The 17,238-nt window shown below is 73.9% G+C and carries 17 protein-coding genes; 9 read left to right on the top strand and 8 right to left on the bottom strand.

Annotated elements, in window-relative coordinates:
• Positions 1-229: 229 nt before the first annotated feature.
• Positions 230-901: an O-methyltransferase gene (locus BLW82_RS30115; protein ID WP_093503565.1), complete on the top strand. Its 672-nt coding sequence runs from the start codon at positions 230-232 to the stop codon at positions 899-901.
• Between the two features lie 32 nt (positions 902-933).
• On the opposite strand, the gene BLW82_RS30110 is transcribed toward BLW82_RS30115, so the two are convergent.
• Positions 934-1,323, bottom strand: a complete 390-nt coding sequence (locus BLW82_RS30110; RefSeq protein ID WP_093503563.1) for an FHA domain-containing protein — start codon at positions 1,321-1,323, stop codon at positions 934-936.
• A 101-nt stretch (positions 1,324-1,424) separates the two neighbouring features.
• Here BLW82_RS30110 and BLW82_RS30105 point away from each other — a divergent pair, with 101 nt between their 5' ends.
• Positions 1,425-1,871 (top strand): DnaJ family domain-containing protein, encoded by a 447-nt coding sequence (locus BLW82_RS30105; RefSeq protein WP_093503561.1) that lies wholly within the window; start codon positions 1,425-1,427, stop codon positions 1,869-1,871.
• Positions 1,872-1,907: 36 nt separating this feature from the next.
• On the opposite strand, the gene BLW82_RS30100 is transcribed toward BLW82_RS30105, so the two are convergent.
• Complete coding sequence (locus BLW82_RS30100) at positions 1,908-2,441, bottom strand: hypothetical protein (RefSeq protein WP_093503559.1); 534 nt, start codon at positions 2,439-2,441, stop codon at positions 1,908-1,910.
• Positions 2,442-2,446: 5 nt separating this feature from the next.
• Positions 2,447-3,094: a hypothetical protein gene (locus tag BLW82_RS30095; RefSeq protein ID WP_093503557.1), complete on the bottom strand. Its 648-nt coding sequence runs from the start codon at positions 3,092-3,094 to the stop codon at positions 2,447-2,449.
• 150 nt (positions 3,095-3,244) lie between these two features.
• Here BLW82_RS30095 and BLW82_RS30090 point away from each other — a divergent pair, with 150 nt between their 5' ends.
• Positions 3,245-3,742: a GNAT family N-acetyltransferase gene (locus BLW82_RS30090; protein ID WP_093503555.1), complete on the top strand. Its 498-nt coding sequence runs from the start codon at positions 3,245-3,247 to the stop codon at positions 3,740-3,742.
• On the opposite strand, the gene BLW82_RS30085 is transcribed toward BLW82_RS30090, so the two are convergent.
• Positions 3,735-5,771, bottom strand: a complete 2,037-nt coding sequence (locus BLW82_RS30085) for an MDR family MFS transporter (RefSeq protein WP_177233117.1) — start codon at positions 5,769-5,771, stop codon at positions 3,735-3,737. The two genes, BLW82_RS30090 and BLW82_RS30085, sit on opposite strands and share 8 nt — an antisense overlap.
• 161 nt (positions 5,772-5,932) lie before the next feature.
• On the opposite strand from BLW82_RS30085, the gene BLW82_RS30080 reads away from it, so the two are divergent.
• Positions 5,933-6,841, top strand: coding sequence for a peptidoglycan-binding domain-containing protein (locus tag BLW82_RS30080; RefSeq protein WP_093508361.1), 909 nt, complete (start codon positions 5,933-5,935; stop codon positions 6,839-6,841).
• 787 nt (positions 6,842-7,628) lie between these two features.
• Here BLW82_RS30080 and BLW82_RS30075 read toward each other — a convergent pair.
• Positions 7,629-8,291, bottom strand: a complete 663-nt coding sequence (locus BLW82_RS30075) for an HAD-IA family hydrolase (RefSeq protein ID WP_093503552.1) — start codon at positions 8,289-8,291, stop codon at positions 7,629-7,631.
• Positions 8,292-8,479: 188 nt separating this feature from the next.
• Positions 8,480-9,061 (bottom strand): TMEM165/GDT1 family protein, encoded by a 582-nt coding sequence (locus tag BLW82_RS30070; protein WP_093503551.1) that lies wholly within the window; start codon positions 9,059-9,061, stop codon positions 8,480-8,482.
• 423 nt (positions 9,062-9,484) lie between these two features.
• Between BLW82_RS30070 and BLW82_RS30065 the strand changes: the two genes are divergently transcribed.
• From BLW82_RS30065 to BLW82_RS30045, 4 genes are all read left to right on the top strand, one after another.
• A complete protein-coding gene (locus BLW82_RS30065; protein WP_093503550.1) occupies positions 9,485-10,129 on the top strand; it encodes an HNH endonuclease family protein in 645 nt (214 codons plus the stop codon).
• Between the two features lie 161 nt (positions 10,130-10,290).
• Positions 10,291-11,916: an alkaline phosphatase D family protein gene (locus BLW82_RS30060; protein ID WP_093503548.1), complete on the top strand. Its 1,626-nt coding sequence runs from the start codon at positions 10,291-10,293 to the stop codon at positions 11,914-11,916.
• Between the two features lie 235 nt (positions 11,917-12,151).
• Positions 12,152-14,185 carry an FAD/NAD(P)-binding protein gene (locus BLW82_RS30055; protein WP_256216243.1) on the top strand — a complete coding sequence of 678 codons (2,034 nt, stop codon included), beginning with the start codon at positions 12,152-12,154 and terminating at the stop codon, positions 14,183-14,185.
• A 155-nt stretch (positions 14,186-14,340) separates the two neighbouring features.
• Positions 14,341-14,907 (top strand): DedA family protein, encoded by a 567-nt coding sequence (locus BLW82_RS30045; RefSeq protein WP_352091895.1) that lies wholly within the window; start codon positions 14,341-14,343, stop codon positions 14,905-14,907.
• A 117-nt stretch (positions 14,908-15,024) separates the two neighbouring features.
• Here the strand turns inward: BLW82_RS30045 and BLW82_RS30040 are convergent, their stop codons facing one another.
• Positions 15,025-15,258, bottom strand: coding sequence for a DUF2277 domain-containing protein (locus tag BLW82_RS30040; RefSeq protein ID WP_093508360.1), 234 nt, complete (start codon positions 15,256-15,258; stop codon positions 15,025-15,027).
• Positions 15,259-15,349: 91 nt separating this feature from the next.
• On the opposite strand from BLW82_RS30040, the gene BLW82_RS30035 reads away from it, so the two are divergent.
• Positions 15,350-16,270 carry a ketopantoate reductase family protein gene (locus BLW82_RS30035; RefSeq protein ID WP_093503544.1) on the top strand — a complete coding sequence of 307 codons (921 nt, stop codon included), beginning with the start codon at positions 15,350-15,352 and terminating at the stop codon, positions 16,268-16,270.
• On the opposite strand, the gene BLW82_RS30030 is transcribed toward BLW82_RS30035, so the two are convergent.
• A complete protein-coding gene (locus BLW82_RS30030) occupies positions 16,267-16,842 on the bottom strand; it encodes a phosphoribosylanthranilate isomerase (RefSeq protein WP_177233116.1) in 576 nt (191 codons plus the stop codon). The two genes, BLW82_RS30035 and BLW82_RS30030, sit on opposite strands and share 4 nt — an antisense overlap.
• Positions 16,843-17,238: the final 396 nt, after the last annotated feature.

Here is a 17,238-nt window from a genome sequence, read left to right as displayed (position 1 = left end):
CCCACCACCCCGCACCCGACGAAACAGGCACACCCCCCACCCCTGGCCGACGTCCCGGCCCGGCTGCCGACGGTCGCCGCCGCACTGCTGCCGGCCGTCACGGCCGCCTCCCTGACGGCCGTACGACACTCCCGCCGCCCGCCGCTGCCGCCCCCCGTCGCCGCCCCAGTAGTGCTATCCAGGTAGCTGCACTGGACGGCGATCTGCATAGGCGAAAGGCAACGGACGCATGAGCGGCTCTCAGCTCTGGGACGACGTCGACTTCTACTTCACCAGCCACCTGTCACCGGACGACGAGTCGCTGCAGGCGGCGCTGCGGGAGAGCGAGGCGAACGAGCTTCCGCACGTCAACGTCACCGCCAACCAGGGCAAACTGCTCCAGCTCCTCGCGCAGATCCAGGACGCCCGGAACATCCTGGAGATCGGCACCCTGGGCGGCTACAGCACCATCTGGCTGGCCCGTGCGCTGCCCGCCGACGGCAGGCTGATCTCGCTGGAGTACAGCGCCCACCACGCCGAGATCGCGGTCCGCAACATCGCGCGCGCGGGCCTGGAGAAGCTGGTCGAGGTACGGGTGGGGCCCGCCCTGGAGTCGCTGCCCAAGCTCGCCGACGAGAACCCGGCCCCCTTCGACCTGGTCTTCATCGACGCCGACAAGGCCAACAACCCGCACTACGTGGAGTGGGCGCTCCGGCTCACCCGCACCGGCAGCCTGATCATCGTCGACAACGTGGTGCGCGGCGGCCGGGTCGTCGACGCCGAGAGCCCCGAGCCGGACGTGGTCGGCACCCGCGCCGCGATCGAGCTGATCGCGGCCCACCCGAGGCTGACCGGCACGGCGATCCAGACGGTCGGCAGCAAGGGCTACGACGGCTTCGCGCTGGCGCGGGTCCTCGACTGACCCGGCGGGCCGGCCCGCCTGCGCGTTGTCGCTCAACCCTCCTGGTAGAAGCCCACGTTGACGCTGCGCGGGGCGGTGCGGTCCCGGATGACGATCTCGCCGGAGCCGCCCCGGGGCAGCGCGACCGTGCCGCCGTACGCGATGGCCTGGGCGTACTCGCCGACGGTCAGCAGGACCTCGGAGGAGGGTTCGGCCTGGGAGCCGCGCAGCCAGGTGACCTGCCAGCCGCCCTCGGGCCCGCACAGGAACTCCAGGTGCACCCGGGAGACGAACAGCCAGTCGTCGGGCGTGATCAGCCGGCAGGCGGCGGCGTCGCGGCCCACTCGCAACACGGCACCCGGGTCGCTGGGCGCGTCGGCCATGAGCATTCCGGCCGTCTCGCCCGCTTCTCCGGACACGGAGGCCATGGTGAGTTCGAGCACGTGCGTTCCCCCTGGACGGTTCCTGAATCCTTCGTGATCCGTCGTGGATCTCCGGCGCATGATAAAACGCCCGGCCGGGCCGCGTCCGGCACAATGGAGTCATGACCGAGCGAAAGCCACCCGGGGTACCGTTCGAGTCCTGGGTCGACAAGCAGATTCAAGACGCCCAGCGGCGCGGTGAGTTCGACCGGCTGCCGGGCGCGGGCGAGCCGCTGCCCGCGGCTTTGGAGACGTCGTACGACGAACTGTGGTGGATCAAAAGGAAGATGGCCCGGGAGGGCCTGGCTGTGCTGCCACCGACGCTCGCCCTGCGCAAGGAGGCCGAGGACGCGCTGACGGCCGCCTACGCGGCGCCTTCGGAGCGGATCGTCCGCAAGATCATCACGGATGTCAACGTCAAGATCCGCGACATGATGTTCAAGCCGCCGCCCGGGCCCCCGCTGGGCAAGAAGCCGTACGACGTCGAGGAGGTCGTACGCGAGTGGCGGGAGCGCCGGACGGCGGCCGGTGCGCAGCGGGAGCACCCGGAGCCGGACCCGCGCGGGTGACGCGCGGGTGACACGGGTGCGGGCGGCTCGGGTGACTCACATGTGCAGCAGCCGGTCCGCCAGTTCGCGGTAGTCGCGCAGGGCCAGCCGGAGCTGCTCGGTGTCGGCGCTGCCGGGGCGGTTCGCGTCGGCGGACTGCCAGCTGCCGCGCAGGGTGCGGCGGCGCCGGTCGACGGCGTCGGTGAAGCGGGCGGTGATCTCCTCGACGGCCCGGTCGGCCTCCTCGACGGCCGCCCGCGGCTCGTCGACGAAACCGGTGACCGCCTGCTGGAGCCTGCGCTCCAGCTGTCCGCACTCCTCGCGGGGCATCAGTTGCTCGCCGCCGCGGCCCGCGTCCGTCTCGTGCCCCGGGCCGTCACCGGCCACCAGCACCGCCGGCCCGGCGTCGTCCCGGTCGTCCCGGGCCGCCGCGCGTTCGGGTTTCTCCTGTCCCGGGGTGACACCGCTGACGGCGGCGTCGTCCCGGTCGGTTGTCTCCTCCTCACGTCCCGGGGGCATCGCGCTGCCGCCGGGATACACGTCACCGCCGACGGGGCGGCGGCCCGATGATCCGGTCCTGGCGTCGGTCATGTCGGTCAACTCTCCTTCGGGCGGGTCTGGTCGGCGGACCAGGGCAGGTGTCCGCCGGTGTCGGCACCGACACCGGCGCGGTGCCGGCCGTGCTCGTGGGACGAGGGGCTGACCAGGTCGACGAAGAGGGAGCGGGCCTCGATCATGGCCATCCGCATCTCCTCGGTCCCGGCCTGGCTCTGCGGCGACCCGCCCACCGGGGCCTGGACAGCACGGTGGACGCGGCGGTAGCCGTCGACGTGGTCGGCGTGGTGCACGGAGAGCGCGGCCACCTGGTCCTCGTAGTCCGTGCCGGCCGGGAAGCCGCGGTCTGCGGCCAGTTCGGCGAGCAGCAGGTCGATCTCGGCCACGGACTCCCGGGGCGAGTCGACGAAGTGCTCCTGTGCGGTGGTCCAGCGGGCCTCGTAGCGTTCCCGCTCCGCCGGTTCCAGCTCGCGCTCGTGCAGTCCGCCGTGGCGCTGCACCCGCTCGGCGAGTTCCTGCTCGGCCGCCTTGGTGTCGCCGCCGTGCTGGGCCACCGTCCGCTCGTACTCGGGTCCGAAGCGCTGCTTCAGGCCCTGCGGGCCGCTGCCCCTGGCGCGCACGGCCAGCAGGGCCGCGACGACGACCACGGCGGCCACGATCACAATCGCGATGATCAAGCCTGTGGACATGGTTGCCTTCCGGTGTCTCGGCCCGACGGGCCGTCTCCCCCACCGGGTGACCCGCACACCGCCCGGCAAACAGCCCGGCCGTCCGGAACAGGACCCGGCCGCCGATATCCGGTTGCGCGGACCACCCCGGACCGCCGGACACTACGCCCCATGACCTCCTGGACGATCGCCCCGGAACGCCCGGACTCCGCCGCCGCCCGCGCCCTGTGGCGGGCGTACTACACGGAGGTCAGCGACCGCTGGTACCTGCGCCACGAGGGCCGCCGCACCGACCCGGCCGAGCTGCACCGGGAGATCGCCGCCCGGCCGGGCTCCGAACTGGCCCCGCCCACAGGCCGGTTGCTGATCGCGCGGTACGACGGTGAGCCGGCCGGCAGCGCGGGCGTACGGCTCCTGGAACCGGCCACCGCCGAACTCACCCGGGTCTTCGTGCACGAGGGGCTGCGCGGCCGGGGCGGGGCCGCCCTCCTCGTCACGGCGGCCGAGGACGCGGCCCGTGCCCTCGGGGCCGCGCGGATCGTCCTGGACACCCGCACCGACCTGGTGGAGGCCCGCGCCCTGTACGCGCGGCTCGGCTACACGGAGACCGCGCGGCACAACGACGACGTCTACGCCGAGCACTGGTTCCGCAAGGAGCTCGTCAGCTGACCTGTCCGGCCGCGGGGTGCTGGGGCTGTTCGCGTTCAGTGCCGCACAGTTCGTCGGTCAGTTCCTTCACCAGGCGGTCCAGGTCGGTGGGCCGGTCCGGGCTCCACCAGTCGCCGAGGAGGTCGGCCAGGGACTCCTCGCGGGCCCCGGCGAGCCGGTCGGCGACCTCGCGGCCCTGCTCGGTGAGGGTCAGGTCGAGGCCGAGGCGGTCGGCGAGGTGCCGCTCCTCCAGCTGGCGGGCGCCCGCCAGGACGACGTTCATCGGGACCGGGCCGCGCTCGGCGAGCCGCCCCGGCTCCACGGAGCCGTACTTCCGGATCCGCAGCAGCAGCCAGCCGGAGGCGGGCAGCAGGTCGGCGTGACCGGCCCGCGCGTTGATCTTCCGGTAGACCTCCCGGCGCCCCTCGCGGGTGGCGAGCAGGGAGAGCGCCCGGGAGCACTCGTCGTACGACGACCGGTGAACCGGGTTGGGCGGGATGGTCTCGGAGGCGTCCGGCGCGGTGACCGAGCCGCGCAGCGGGTCCTCCTTGAGGAACCAGGCGAGGGCGAAGCCGAGGAGGGCGACCGGGGCGGCGTACAGGAAGACGTCCGTGATCGAGGACGCGTACGCGTGCAGGGCGGCCGGACGCAGCGCGGGCGGCAGGGTGGCGATGCCGCGCGGGTCGGCCTTGAGGGCTTCCGGGGTGGCGCCGGGCGGGAGGCGGACGCCGCGGAAGGCGTCGGCGAGCTTGTCGGCGAGCCGGCCCGCGAAGACGGAGCCGAAGACGGCGACGCCGAAGGAGGCCCCGATGGAGCGGAAGAAGGTGGCGCCGGAGGTGGCGACGCCGAGGTCCTCGTACGAGACGGCGTTCTGGACTATGAGCACCAGCACCTGCATGACCAGGCCGAGGCCCAGGCCGAAGACGAAGAAGTAGGCGCTCATCTGGGCGGTCGAGCTGTGTTCGTCGAGCCGGTGCAGGAGCAGCAGCCCGATGGTGGTCACGCCGGTGCCGGCGACCGGGAACACCTTCCAGTGCCCGGTACGGCTGACGACCTGCCCGGAGAGCGTGGACGACAGCAGCAGCCCGATCACCATCGGCAGCATGTGCACGCCCGACAGGGTCGGTGAGATGCCCTGCACGACCTGGAGGAAGGTCGGCAGGTAGGTCATCGCGCCGAACATCGCGAACCCGACGACGAAGCTGATCACGGCGGCGAGGGTGAAAGTACGGACGCCGAAGAGGGTCAGCGGGAGCACGGGTTCGGCGGCCCGCCGCTCGACGGCGACGAAGGCGACGGCGAGTGCCACCCCGACGACCACGAGCCCGATGATCTGCGCCGACCCCCATGCCCACGTCGTCCCGCCCAGCGAGGCCACCAGCACCAGGCAGGTGGCGACGGCGGCGATCAGGAGGGTGCCGAGGTAGTCGATGACGTGGCGGGCCCTCCGGCGTGGGATGTGCAGCGCGACGGCGATCACCGCCAGCGCGACGACGCCGACGGGCAGGTTGACGTAGAACACCCAGCGCCAGCTCAGCTGCTCGGTGAGCACCCCGCCGAGCAGCGGCCCGAGCACGCTGGTGGCGCCGAACACGGCACCGAACAGCCCCTGGTACCGGCCCCGTTCACGCGGCGGCACGATGTCCCCCACGATCGCCATCGACAGCACCAGCAGCCCGCCGCCGCCCAGCCCCTGCAGGGCGCGGAAGCCGATCAGCTCACCCATGTCCTGGGCCACTCCGCACAGCGCCGACCCGATGAGGAAGATCACGATCGCGAGCTGGAAGAGCCGCTTGCGCCCGTACTGGTCGCCGAGCTTGCCCCACAGCGGGGTGGCGGCGGTGGAGGCCAGCAGGTAGGCGGTGACCACCCACGACAGGTGTTCGAGGCCGCCGAGGTCACTGACGATGGTCGGCAGCGCCGTCGACACGATCGTCTGGTCCAGCGCGGCCAGCAACAGCCCGAGCAGCAGCGCGCCGATCGGGACCAGCACGTTGCCGGGCACCCGCTCCGCGTCCTTCGCCTGGGTGTCCGTCGTTTCCAGGGCCATGGAGACCTCCCGGGGCTTTCGGCCATCTTCCATCGTGGACGGTGTCACCCGGTACGGCCCGTCGAGTCCTTTTCGGCGCCTGTGAGACGAGGGGTTCCGGAGAACGTACGTGTGGGCGCTCTGCATAATCTGTGGAGTTCGTGAGGGGAGGGACGAACGCCGTGACGGATACGCCGGGGAGCGGGGGCCACCACCAGTGCCCGGAGTGCGGGACGCCGAAGGGGCCGGACGGCTCCCCCGCCTGCGACTGCAACCAGCGCACCGCCGACGCGTTGCGCGACGCGCGTACCGCCGAACAGGCGGCGGCGGAGGACTTCGACCCGCTGCGGATACGGCCGTACGTGGCCATCGAGACGGACGCGGCGGCCGGCCCCGGTGCCGGGACCGCGCCGCTGCCGGTGGTGGCGGCGCCGACCGTGCCGTTGCGGCCGGTGGTCGCCGACGAAGCCGAGGCGGCGCCGGCCCGGCAGCCGCGCCGGAGTCCCCGGTGGGCCCTGCTGCTGGCGGCCGCCGGGGCGGTGGCCGCGATCCTCGCGGTGGCGGGGTTCACGAGCGGGCTGTTCGCCCGCGTGACGCCGACGAGGGACGGGGCGGCTCCGGCGGACGTACGGCAGAGCGTCCCGGACGTGACCCCGAGCACGGCGTCGCCCCCGGCCGCGGCGCCGGTCACCTCGCCCTCGTCCTCCCCCTCGGCCGCACCGTCCGGACCGGCGAGCCCGAGCCCGTCGCACTCCCCGTCCCCGGCGCCCTCCGGCACGCCGGCCTCCCCCACGCCCTCGCGCTCCGCGACCCCGACCGGATCGGCGACGACGGCGGGCGCGGCGGCCTCCGCGCAGCCCACCACGGCCCCGGTCCTCCGCCCCGGCGACACCGGGGCGGAGGTGACCGAGCTCCAGCGGCGGCTGGCCCAGCTGAACCTCTACACCGGGAAGGCCGACGGCCACTACGGCCCCGGAACGGAGAACGCGGTACGCACGTACCAGCTGGCCCGGGGCATCCTGACCGACCAGTCGGGGGTGTACGGGACGGCCACCCGGGTGGCACTGGAATCGGAGACGACGAAGCCGTAGGGGGTTGCGCCGACGGGGGGTGCGTTGCCGCGCGGGGCGGTGAAGGGTGCCGGCCGGGGCGGTGGTGGGGTGGCGGTGGTGGGGTGGGTGCGGGTGAGTGGGGGCTTGTCGCGCAGTTCCTGGCGCCCCCTACGGGGCTCAGTCAGCTGCGGGCAGTCGTGCCGCGGCGAGACGGTTGCGAGGTGGGTCGCCGCAAGCGTCGGTGAGCGGTGCCGGCCGGGGCGGTGGCGGTGGTGGGTGGGTGGGTGGGTGCGGGTGAGTGGGGGCTTGTCGCGCAGTTCCCCGCGCCCCCTACGGGGCTCAGTCGACTGTGGGCAGTCGTGCCGGCCGGGACGGTGGCGGTGGTGGGGTGGGTGCGGGTGAGTGGGGGTTTGTCGCGCAGTTCCTGGCGCCCCCTACGGGGCTCAGTCGACTGCGGGCAGTCGTGCCGCGGCGAGACGGTGGCGGGGTGGGTCGCCGCAAGCGTCGGTGAGCGGTGCCGGCCGGGGCGGTGGCGCGGCGGGTCGCCGGAAGCGTCGGTGAGTGGGGGGGGTCGCGTGGTTCCCCGCGACCCTTACGGGGCTCAGTCGACTGCGGGCAGTCGTGCCGCGGCGAGACGGTGGCGGGGTGGGTCGCCGCAAGCGTCGGTGAGCGGTGCCGGCCGGGGCGGTGGCGCGGCGGGTCGCCGGAAGCGTCGGTGAGTGGGGGGGGGTGTCGCGTGGTTCCCCGCGACCCTTACGGGGCTCAGTCGGCTGCGGGCAGGCGTGCCGCGGTGGCACCCGGCAAGCTGGTGAGCGTCCCCCGGGCCTCAGGCTTCGCCGACGTGTACCCGGATCGAACCGTCCGCCGCCGCCTCGACCCGCACCTCCGTGAGGTCCCGCACCGTCGCGTCCGGTCCGTGCACCGCGGCTCGTGTCCCGACGCCGACGACCCGCATCCCGGCCGCGCGCCCCGCCGCGATCCCCGCGCCCGAGTCCTCGAACACCACGCAGTCCGCCGGAGCGACGCCCAGCTCCGCCGCCCCCTTCAGAAAGCCCTCGGGGTCCGGCTTGCTCGCGCCCACCGACTCCGCGGTCACCCGCACCGCGGGCAGCGGCAGCCCGGCGGCGGCCATCCGCACCGTGGACAGCGGAACGTCCGCCGAGGTCACCAGCGCGTGCGGCAGCCCCTGGAGGGAGGCGAGGAAGGCGGCGGCGCCGGGAACCTCCACCACGCCCTCCACGTCGGCCGTCTCCTCCGCCAGCATGCGCGCGTTGTCCGCGAGGTTCTGCTTCATCGGCCGGTCCGGCAGCAGCACGGCCATGGACGCGTGCCCCTGGCGCCCGTGCACCACCTTCATGACCTCGTCGCCGTCCAGCCCGTGCCGCTCGGACCAGCGCCGCCAGATGCGCTCGACGACGGCGTCGGAGTTGACGAGGGTGCCGTCCATGTCGAGCAGGAGGGCGCGGGCGGTGAGGACGGTGGCCGTCATCGGGCAGCTCCTAGTACACGGGCCGGAAGCGGGCCGGGAGAAACAAGGCGGCCCCGCCCGCCGGTCAGGGAAAACGGGCGGGAGCCACTTTGTTCCCCCACGGTACAAAACAGAACGCCGATCCCGCCACCTCCTTCGCCGACCGTTCACCGAGTCTTCAACCCGACCGGGGCAGCGGCGGGCCCCGGTCAGCCCGCGATCGCCTCCCACAGGCTCCACACACCCAGCGCGAGCATCAGCACCGCCGCGATCTGCGTGATCAGCCGCAGCGGCACCTTCTTCATGAGCGCCTTGCCGCCGACGATGCCGAGTCCGGCGACCGCCCACAGGCCGAGCACGGCGCCGAGACCGACGGAGAGCGGGTCGTCGTAGCGGGCCGCGAGGTTCGCCGTCATGATCTGCGTGAGGTCGCCGAACTCGGCGACCAGGATGAGCATGAACCCGGTGCCGGCGACCTTCCAGAAGGACTGGTCGGCCGGCTTGCGGATCTCCTCTTCCTCCTCGCCCTTCTTCAGCAGCAGCACGGCCGCGCCACCGAGGAAGAGCACACCGGTCAGCGCGTGCACGATCTGCTGCGGGAGCAGGGTCAGGACGCTGCCGGCCGCGACGGCGAGCACGGCGTGCAGGAGGAAGGCCGCGGCGACACCGGCGAAGACGTACGACGCCCGGTAGCGCGTGCCCAGGACGAGACCGGCGAGCGCGGTCTTGTCGGGCAGTTCGGCGAGGAAGATGACGCCGAAGACGAGCGCCGTCACGGTGATGCTGATCAAGGGTCCTCAATCGGTCGGGGCCACCCCACCGAGAGCACCGCACTTCGCAGACGATCACCTCGGCACGGCAGCGCACACGGGCGCCCGTGCCGTACGGCACGGGCATGCACTGCTTGCCGAAGGTCTCGCTGGCGGCCTCGTGACCGAGAGCGCCGAGGTGTCCGCCTCCGGGCGCCGGCTCAGACGGGCTGAGCAGTATGTCGACGGTCCGGCGAAGAGCTACTCCCCTTCAACACCGCCAAGCGTACGTGACCGCGCCGGCGATCCCAAGGCCGGAAGTCCCGGCTGTGAGTCACGTCGCACATCTTGTCGTGTCATGAACACGTCATTAGTTTCTTACCGCACGCTCACCCACCGGCAACACGGCGGCGCGAGCATTCCCTCGCTCGCGCTCCAACACCCCCACCCCACAAGGGAGTTCGCATGCCGAAGTTCTACGCGCGTCGACGGCTCAGCATACTCGCGGCCTTCACCGGACTCATAGCCTCCGCCGCCCTGTTCAACTCCCCGAGCGCCTCCGCCGCCCTCCCCACCCCGGTCAGCGCGTCCACCGCCCGCACCTACCTCGCCTCCCTCACCGTGGCCACCGAGAACCGCACCGGCTACGCGCGCGACCTCTTCCCGACCTGGGACACCATCAGCGGCACCTGCAACACCCGCGAGTGGATCCTCAAGCGCGACGGCACGAACGTCGTCACCAACTCCGCCTGCACCGCCACCAGCGGCTCCTGGTACTCCCCCTACGACGGCGCCACCTGGACCTCCGCCTCCGACGTCGACATCGACCACCTGGTGCCGCTCGCCGAGGCCTGGGACTCCGGCGCGAGCAAGTGGACCACCGCCCAGCGCGAGGCCTTCGCCAACGACGTCACCCGCCCGCAGCTCCTCGCCGTCACGGACAACGTGAACCAGTCCAAGGGCGACCAGGACCCGGCCACCTGGATGCCGTCCCTCACCTCGTACCGCTGCACCTACGTCCGCGCCTGGGTCCAGGTGAAGTACTACTACAACCTCTCCGTGGACTCCGCCGAGAAGAGCGCGCTCACCAGCTACCTCTCCGCCTGCTGAACCGGCCGGCCGCAGCGGCGTCCCGCTTCCCCCGCGTTCCCCCACGCTCCACCCCCCTTCCCTGCCCGCTTTCCCGCGTCGGGACTCCCCGTCGGCCTCCGCCGTTCCGTACCGTACGGGGCGACAGAGGCGAACCGACCGAGGAAGAGGGCGGGGCGATCGTGGCCGGACTGCGCCTGGGACCGCTGCTGAGGTACATCGACGGCTCGTCGGCGACCGTCTGGGTCGAGGCGAGCCGTCCGGGTACCGCCGAGGTGCGCTGCTCGGACGGCGCGGGCGGCACCGCACGTACCTTCCAGGTGGCCGGCCACCACTACGCCCTCGTCCCGGTGACCGGGCTGACCCCGGGAACCGCACCGTCGTACGACGTCCTCCTCGACGGCACCCCCGTGTGGCCGCCGGCCGACTCCCCTTTCCCTCCCCCGGTGATCCGCACCCCGGCCGCGGGCGAGCCCCTGCACGTCGTCTTCGGCTCCTGCCGCTGGGCCGCGCCGCCCGCCGACGGCCGGGATCCGGTCGGCCCGGACGCCCTCGACAGCCTCGCCGTGCGCGTCGCCGCCGGCGGCCAACGGCCCGACGTGCTCCTGCTGCTGGGCGACCAGGTGTACGCCGACGAGACCTCGGCGGCCACCCGGCGCTGGCTGGCCGCCCGCCGCCATCTCGCGGACCCGCCCGGCGCCGAGGTCGCGGACTACGAGGAGTACACCCGCCTCTACTACGAGTCCTGGCTCGACCCCGAGGTGCGCTGGCTGCTCTCCACCGTGCCCAGTTGCATGATCTTCGACGACCACGACGTCATCGACGACTGGAACACCTCCGCCGCCTGGCTGGCCGACGTGCGCGCCACGCCCTGGTGGCAGGAGCGGCTGCTGAGCGGACTGATGTCGTACTGGGTCCACCAGCACCTGGGCAACCTCTCCCCGGCCGATCTGGCCGCCGACCCGCTGTACGCCGCCGTGTGCGACGCGCCCGACGGCACGGACGAGTTGCGCGCCTTCGCCGCCGGGGCCGACGCCGACCCGGCCTCCGTACGGTGGAGTTACCGGCGTGACTTCGGACGGGTGCGGCTGCTGATGGTGGACAGCCGGGCGGCACGGGTCCTGGACGAGCGGAGCCGCGCCATGCTCGATGCCGGCGAGGCCGGGTGGCTGCGCGAACAGGCCCTGGACCACCGGGAGTCGTACGACCACCTCCTGGTCGGCACCTCGCTGCCCTGGCTGCTGCCGCACCTGATACACGACCTGGAGACCTGGGACGCGGCCCTGTGCCGGGGCGAACGGGGCGCCCGCTGGGCCCGGTTCGGGGAACGGCTGCGCCGCGCGGCCGACCTGGAGCACTGGGCGGCCTTCCCCGCGTCCTTCGCCGAACTGGCGGACCTGTTCGCCCGGACCGGCTCCGGGCCCGCGGCACCCGCCTCGATCTGCGTGCTCTCCGGGGACGTCCACCACGCCTACGTCGCCGAGCCCGCGTGGCCCGCCGGAAGCGCGCCCGGCTCCCGGGTGCTGCAACTCACCTGCTCCCCCGTCCACAACTCCGTGCCGCCGACGATCCGGGCCGGCTTCCGGTTCGGCTGGAGCGCCCTGGCCCGGTTCCTCGGGCGGCGGCTGACCCGGCACGGGCGGTGCGCGCGGCCGCCGGTGACATGGCGGAAGAGGGGCGGTCCGTGGTTCGGCAACCAGCTCATGACGCTGACGCTGCACGGCCGTTCGGCCCGGCTGCGGCTGGAACGGGCCCGGCGGGACGGGACCCTGGAGACCATGACGGAGTCCGTCCTCACCACCCGCTGAGCACAGCCGGGTGACAAGTGTGCCGCGTGGGCCCCACGTTGGCATCCGCCGACCGCGACGGCATGATGAGGCGGACCGTCCGCTTCCTGTTCCCGCGCGGGCGGCGTCACTGCCCTGCGCCCCCACTCGCCCGGGAGTCACCTCTTTGTCCTCCTCCCCCCAGGAGTCCCCCCAGGAGTCCCGCCGAGAGCGCGTCCAGGAGCACGTCCAGGAGTCCGCGCCGGTCTCCGTCGCCCTGGTCGGCGCCGGCCCGCGCGGTACCAGCGTCCTGGAACGCCTCTGCGCCTCCGCCCCCGAACTGCTGCCCCCGGGAGGGCGCCTCACGGTCCACGTGATCGACCCCGCGCCACCCGGCCCCGGCCGGGTCTGGCGTACGACACAGCCGGCGGAACTGCTGATGAACACCGTGGCGAGCCAGGTCACCCTGTTCACTGACGCCAGCGTGGACTGCGCGGGCCCCGTCCGTCCCGGCCCCAGCCTGCACGCCTGGGCCGCCGCCACGGACGGCGGCGAACTGGGCCCCGACGACTACCCGACCCGCGCCCAGTACGGCCGCTACCTGGAGTGGGTGTTCGCGCGGACGGTCTCCGGGGCACCGGCGGCCGTCCGCGTCGAGACCCACCGCGCCCGTGCCGTACGGCTCGACGACGACCCGGACGGCCGCCGTCAGACGCTCACCCTCCACGACGGCCGCACCCTGCCCGGCCTGGCGGCGGTCGTGCTGGCCCAGGGCCACCTCCCGGCGACGGCGTCCGCCGCGGAACGCCGGTTCGCCGCCCACGCCGCACGGCACGGCCTCCGCCACATCCCGCCCGCCAACCCGGCCGACGTCGACCTCACCCCGCTCGCGCCCGGCGAACCGGTGCTGCTGCGCGGCCTCGGCCTCAACTTCTTCGACCACCTGGCCCTGCTGACCACCGGCCGGGGCGGCCGCTTCACCCGCACCCCTGACGGCACCCTGCGCTACACCCCCTCCGGCCGCGAACCCCGCCTGTACGCGGGCTCCCGGCGCGGCGTCCCGTACCTGGCGCGCGGCGACAACGCGAAGGGCCCGTACGGCCGCCACACCCCGCTGCTGCTCACCCCCGAGGTGATCGCGGGCTTCCGCGACCGCGCGGACTCCGGCGCGGCGCCCGACTTCCTCGCGGAGGTCTGGCCGCTGGTCGCGAAGGAGGTCGAGACGGTCTACTACTCCGCCCTGACCGGCGACCCCGAGCTCACCGCGCGCTTCCTCGCGGCCGACGGCCGACGCGCGGAGGCGGCCGTACTCGACGCCCACGGCGTGCCGGAGCCGGACCGCTGGTCCTGGGAACGCCTCCAGCGCCCGTACGGCGACCGCGAGTTCGCCGATCCCGCGCAGTGGCGGGCCTGGCTCCTGGGCTACCTGCGCGAGGACGCGGCACAGGCCGCCCTCGGCAACGTGCGCGGCCCGCTCAAGGCCGCCCTGGACGTACTGCGCGACCTGCGCAACGAGATACGGCTGATCGTCGACCACGGCGGCCTGGCCGGTGCCTCCCGGCGGGCCCACCTGGACGGCTGGTACACCCCGCTCAACGCGTTCCTGTCCATCGGCCCGCCCCGCCGCCGTATCGAGGAGCTGACCGCGCTGCTGGCGGCGGGCGTGGTGGAGGTGCTCGGCCCGCGGGTGGAGGTGCACCACACGGACGGCACGGACGGCGGGGACGGCGGGGACCGCGGGGACCGCGGGGACCGCGGGGACCGCGGGGACCGCGGGGACCGCGGGGACCGCGGGGACCGCGGGGACCGCGGGGACCGCGGGGACCGCGGGGACCGCGGGGGCGGCGCCTGGGTGGCCCGCTCCCCCGAGGTCCCCGGCTCGGAGGTCCGGGTGACCACCGTCGTCGAGGCCCGCCTCCCGGAGCCGGACCTGCGCCGCACCGCCGACGAACTGCTGGCCGCCCTGCTCCGCGAGGGCGCGTGCCGCCCGCACGTGGTGGACGGCCACGAGACCGGCGGCGTCGACGTCACGCCACGCCCGTACCGCCTCCTCGACCGTCACGGCCGCCCGCACGCACGGCGGTTCGCCTTCGGGGTGCCCACCGAGGGGGTGCACTGGGTGACCGCGGCGGGAGCCAGGCCGGGCGTGGACTCGGTGACCCTGTCGGACGCGGACGCGATAGCGCGGGCGGTGCTGCGGACGGCGGCGGCCGAGGGGCAACCGCGGACGGAGACGCACCCGGAGCGGCCGGCGACGGCCGAACGGCACACGCCGGTCGCCGTACGACACCGCATGACCGTTCCCCGATAACCCTTTGCCGAACATACGAGCCCCCCGTGACACTCCTGTCACACCCCCGGCGTACGCTGTATGGCTGTCAACGGGGGGCACAACAGGACAATCGCGGGGGAACCGTCGTGTGGGAAAGCATGGGGTCGCTGGAGGCCGGGCCATGGATATACGCCATGGTCGCCCTCTCGGTCCTGCTCGACGTGTTCCTCCCGGTCCTGCCGAGCGGGGTGCTCGTCATCACCGCGGCCACGGCAGTGGCGGCGGGCACCGGCGCGTCCGCCGGTCAGGTCCCGCCGCACGCCCTCCCCGGCATCCTGGCGCTCACCCTCTGCGCGGCCACCGCGTCGGTCCTCGGCGACCTGTTCGCCTACCGGCTCGCCCGGCGCGGCGGAGCCCGCCTGGACCGTGCGATCGCCCGCTCCCGACGCCTCAGCAACGCGCAGGAACGTCTCGGCGAGGCCCTCGCCAGGGGCGGCGGCGCGCTGGTCGTCCTGGCCCGTTTCGCCCCGGCCGGCCGCTCGATCGTCTCCCTCGGCGCCGGCGCCGCCCAGCGCAGCGTCCGCGACTTCCTCCCCTGGTCCGCCCTGGCAGGCCTCACCTGGGCGATCTACAGCGTCGCCCTCGGCTGGCTCGGCGCCCAGTGGCTGGGCCCGACCTGGATGGCCACGGCAGTATCGGTAACAGCCCTGTTCGGCGCAGGCGCAGGCGCGGGCTACCTGATGCGAAGACGTCCGGCGTAATACGCACCGCCTGAGCCGCGGGCAACCCCACCAGCCATCACGCCGCGGGCAACCGCACCGGCTGGGCACGGGCAGCACCCGGCAAGCCCCGGTAAGCGTCCCCACCCCCGCCCCGCCTCAGTCGGCGGCGCCCCGCACAGCGGCCCCCCGCACCTCCAGTCCCCCCAGCAACGCGGCAGTCGCCTCCGCCACCGCATCCACCGCCCGCTCGAACACCTCCCTGTTGTGCGCGGCCGGCGCCCGGAACCCGGACACCTTCCGCACGTACTGCAACGCGGCAGCACGGATCTCCTCCTCGGTGGCCTCCTCGGCCAGCTGGGGCGGACGCAGGGTCTTGATACTCCGGCACATGTCCCCAGTCTCCCGCAGACCCCCGCCCTCCTGCGAGGATCTTCCGGAGGCGGCCACCGCTCCCGGGGCCGACCGACGAAAGGACAACGCCATGCCGAACACCCCGAACGCACCGGCCCCCCACCTCACGGTCGCCGTCCTCGGCCCCGGCGGCGTCGGCGGCCTGCTCGCCGCCCTGCTCTCCCGCTCCGGCCACCGCGTGGTCTGCCTCGCCGGCGAGGAGACCGCACGCACCCTGCGCGCCACCGGAATCCGGGTCCGCAGCGCCCTGTTCGGCGACTTCACGGCCCCCGTCGACGCCGACACGACGCTCCGCGAACCCGTCGACGCCTGCCTGGTCACCGTCAAGGCCACCGCCCTGGACGCGGCCCTCACCCGCATCCCGCCCGCGGCCCTCGGCGACGCCCTCGTCGTCCCGTTCCTGAACGGCGTGGAACACCCCGCGCTGCTGCGCGCCCGCTACGCCCCCGACCGCGTGGCCCCCGCCGTCATCCGCGTCGAGTCGACCCGCACCGCCCCGGGCGTGATCGAACACACCAGCCCCTTCGCGGAGATCGACCTGACCGGCGCCAAGGTCCCCCGCCCCCGCCTGGAGGCCCTGGCCGACGCGCTCACCGCCGCCGGCCCGGCCACCCGCGTCCTGGACGACGAGACCGCCGTCCTCTGGGCGAAGATGGCGTTCCTCGCCCCGTTCGCCCTCCTCACCACCCGCTACGCCCTCCCCCTCGGCGAAGCCCGCGCCCGGCACCGCGAGGAACTGGCCTCCCTCGTGGCGGAGACGGCGGCCGTCAGCCGCGCCTGCGGCGCCCCCGCCGACCCGGCCCGGGCGCTGGCCCGGTACGACGCCTTCCCGCCCGCCGCCAAGTCCTCGATGCAGCGCGACGCGGAGGCCGGACGGCCACTCGAACTCGACGCGATCGGGGGCGCGTTGCTGCGCGCCGCGGACCGGCACGGGGTACCCGTGCCGGTGACGGCCCGCATCGTCAGGGAGTTGCGCGAGGCCGGCCGCTAACGGCCGTTCCGCCCGGGGGTACGGGCGGCGGCGACGAAGGCGGCCATCTTCGCGCGGCTCTTGACCCCCGGCGCGGTCTCGACGCTGCTGGAGACGTCCACGCCGTAGGGCCCGAACTCCTCGATGACACCGGCCACGTTGTGCTCGTCGAGGCCCCCGGCGATCACCACCTTGCCCGGCACCTCACCGACCCAGCGAGGGATGTCCTCGAACACGCCGCTGCCCGCGCTGGCGTCGTAGAAGAAGTACCGCAGCGCCTCCGGCTTCTCGGGCGGAGTGCCGGAGGCGAGTGCGAGGTTCGGGATGTCGGCCGGCTCGTAGATCTGGACGACGTCGAAGTGCTCGGCGACGGCGGCCGTCTCGGCGAGGGTCAGGGCCACGGCGAAGACGGGGATCCGTCCCCGGGCATGGCCGGCCAGCGCCAGGGCCCGTTCGGGCGGGCAGTACCGCTTGCTCTTCGGCGTCACGACGATCCCGACGGCGTCGTACCCCAGCTCGACGGCCCAGTCGATCTGCTCCTCCCTGGTGAGCCCGCACACCTTCACGAACGCCGGCTGCCGCTGCCCGCTCATCCTGTCCTCGCTCCGTTCTCCCGCCCGGCGGGAACACGATCCTGCCGTCGCCCCCCAGGCTCTCACCGCTGACCGGCGTTCGTGCCGCGCAGCGCGGACCCGCCGGCCGCCAGGTCCCCGGATCGCCGTTCCCGGCATGGCCGGCGTCGCCGGAGACCGGGGCAACCTGTCGCCGGGCGGCTTGACTTGACGCCTTGCACCGGTCACACCACACGGGCGTGGCCGGCGCCGCGCAGCGCCGGATCATGGACCCGGCACGCGGTACGTGGGGTCACCACCGGTCCGCCCGGGGCGCGTGGGTCCGCGGAGGGGTGTCGCGGTACGGTGTGCGGCAGTCGATCGCCCGTTCTGTGATCGCCGACCCACGAGGGGGTTTCATGAATCACCGCCGCCTGC

It is taken from the genome of Streptomyces sp. Ag109_O5-10 (assembly GCF_900105755.1).
Lineage (GTDB): Bacteria > Actinomycetota > Actinomycetes > Streptomycetales > Streptomycetaceae > Streptomyces.
This window is presented reverse-complemented; position numbering and strand designations above follow the sequence as displayed.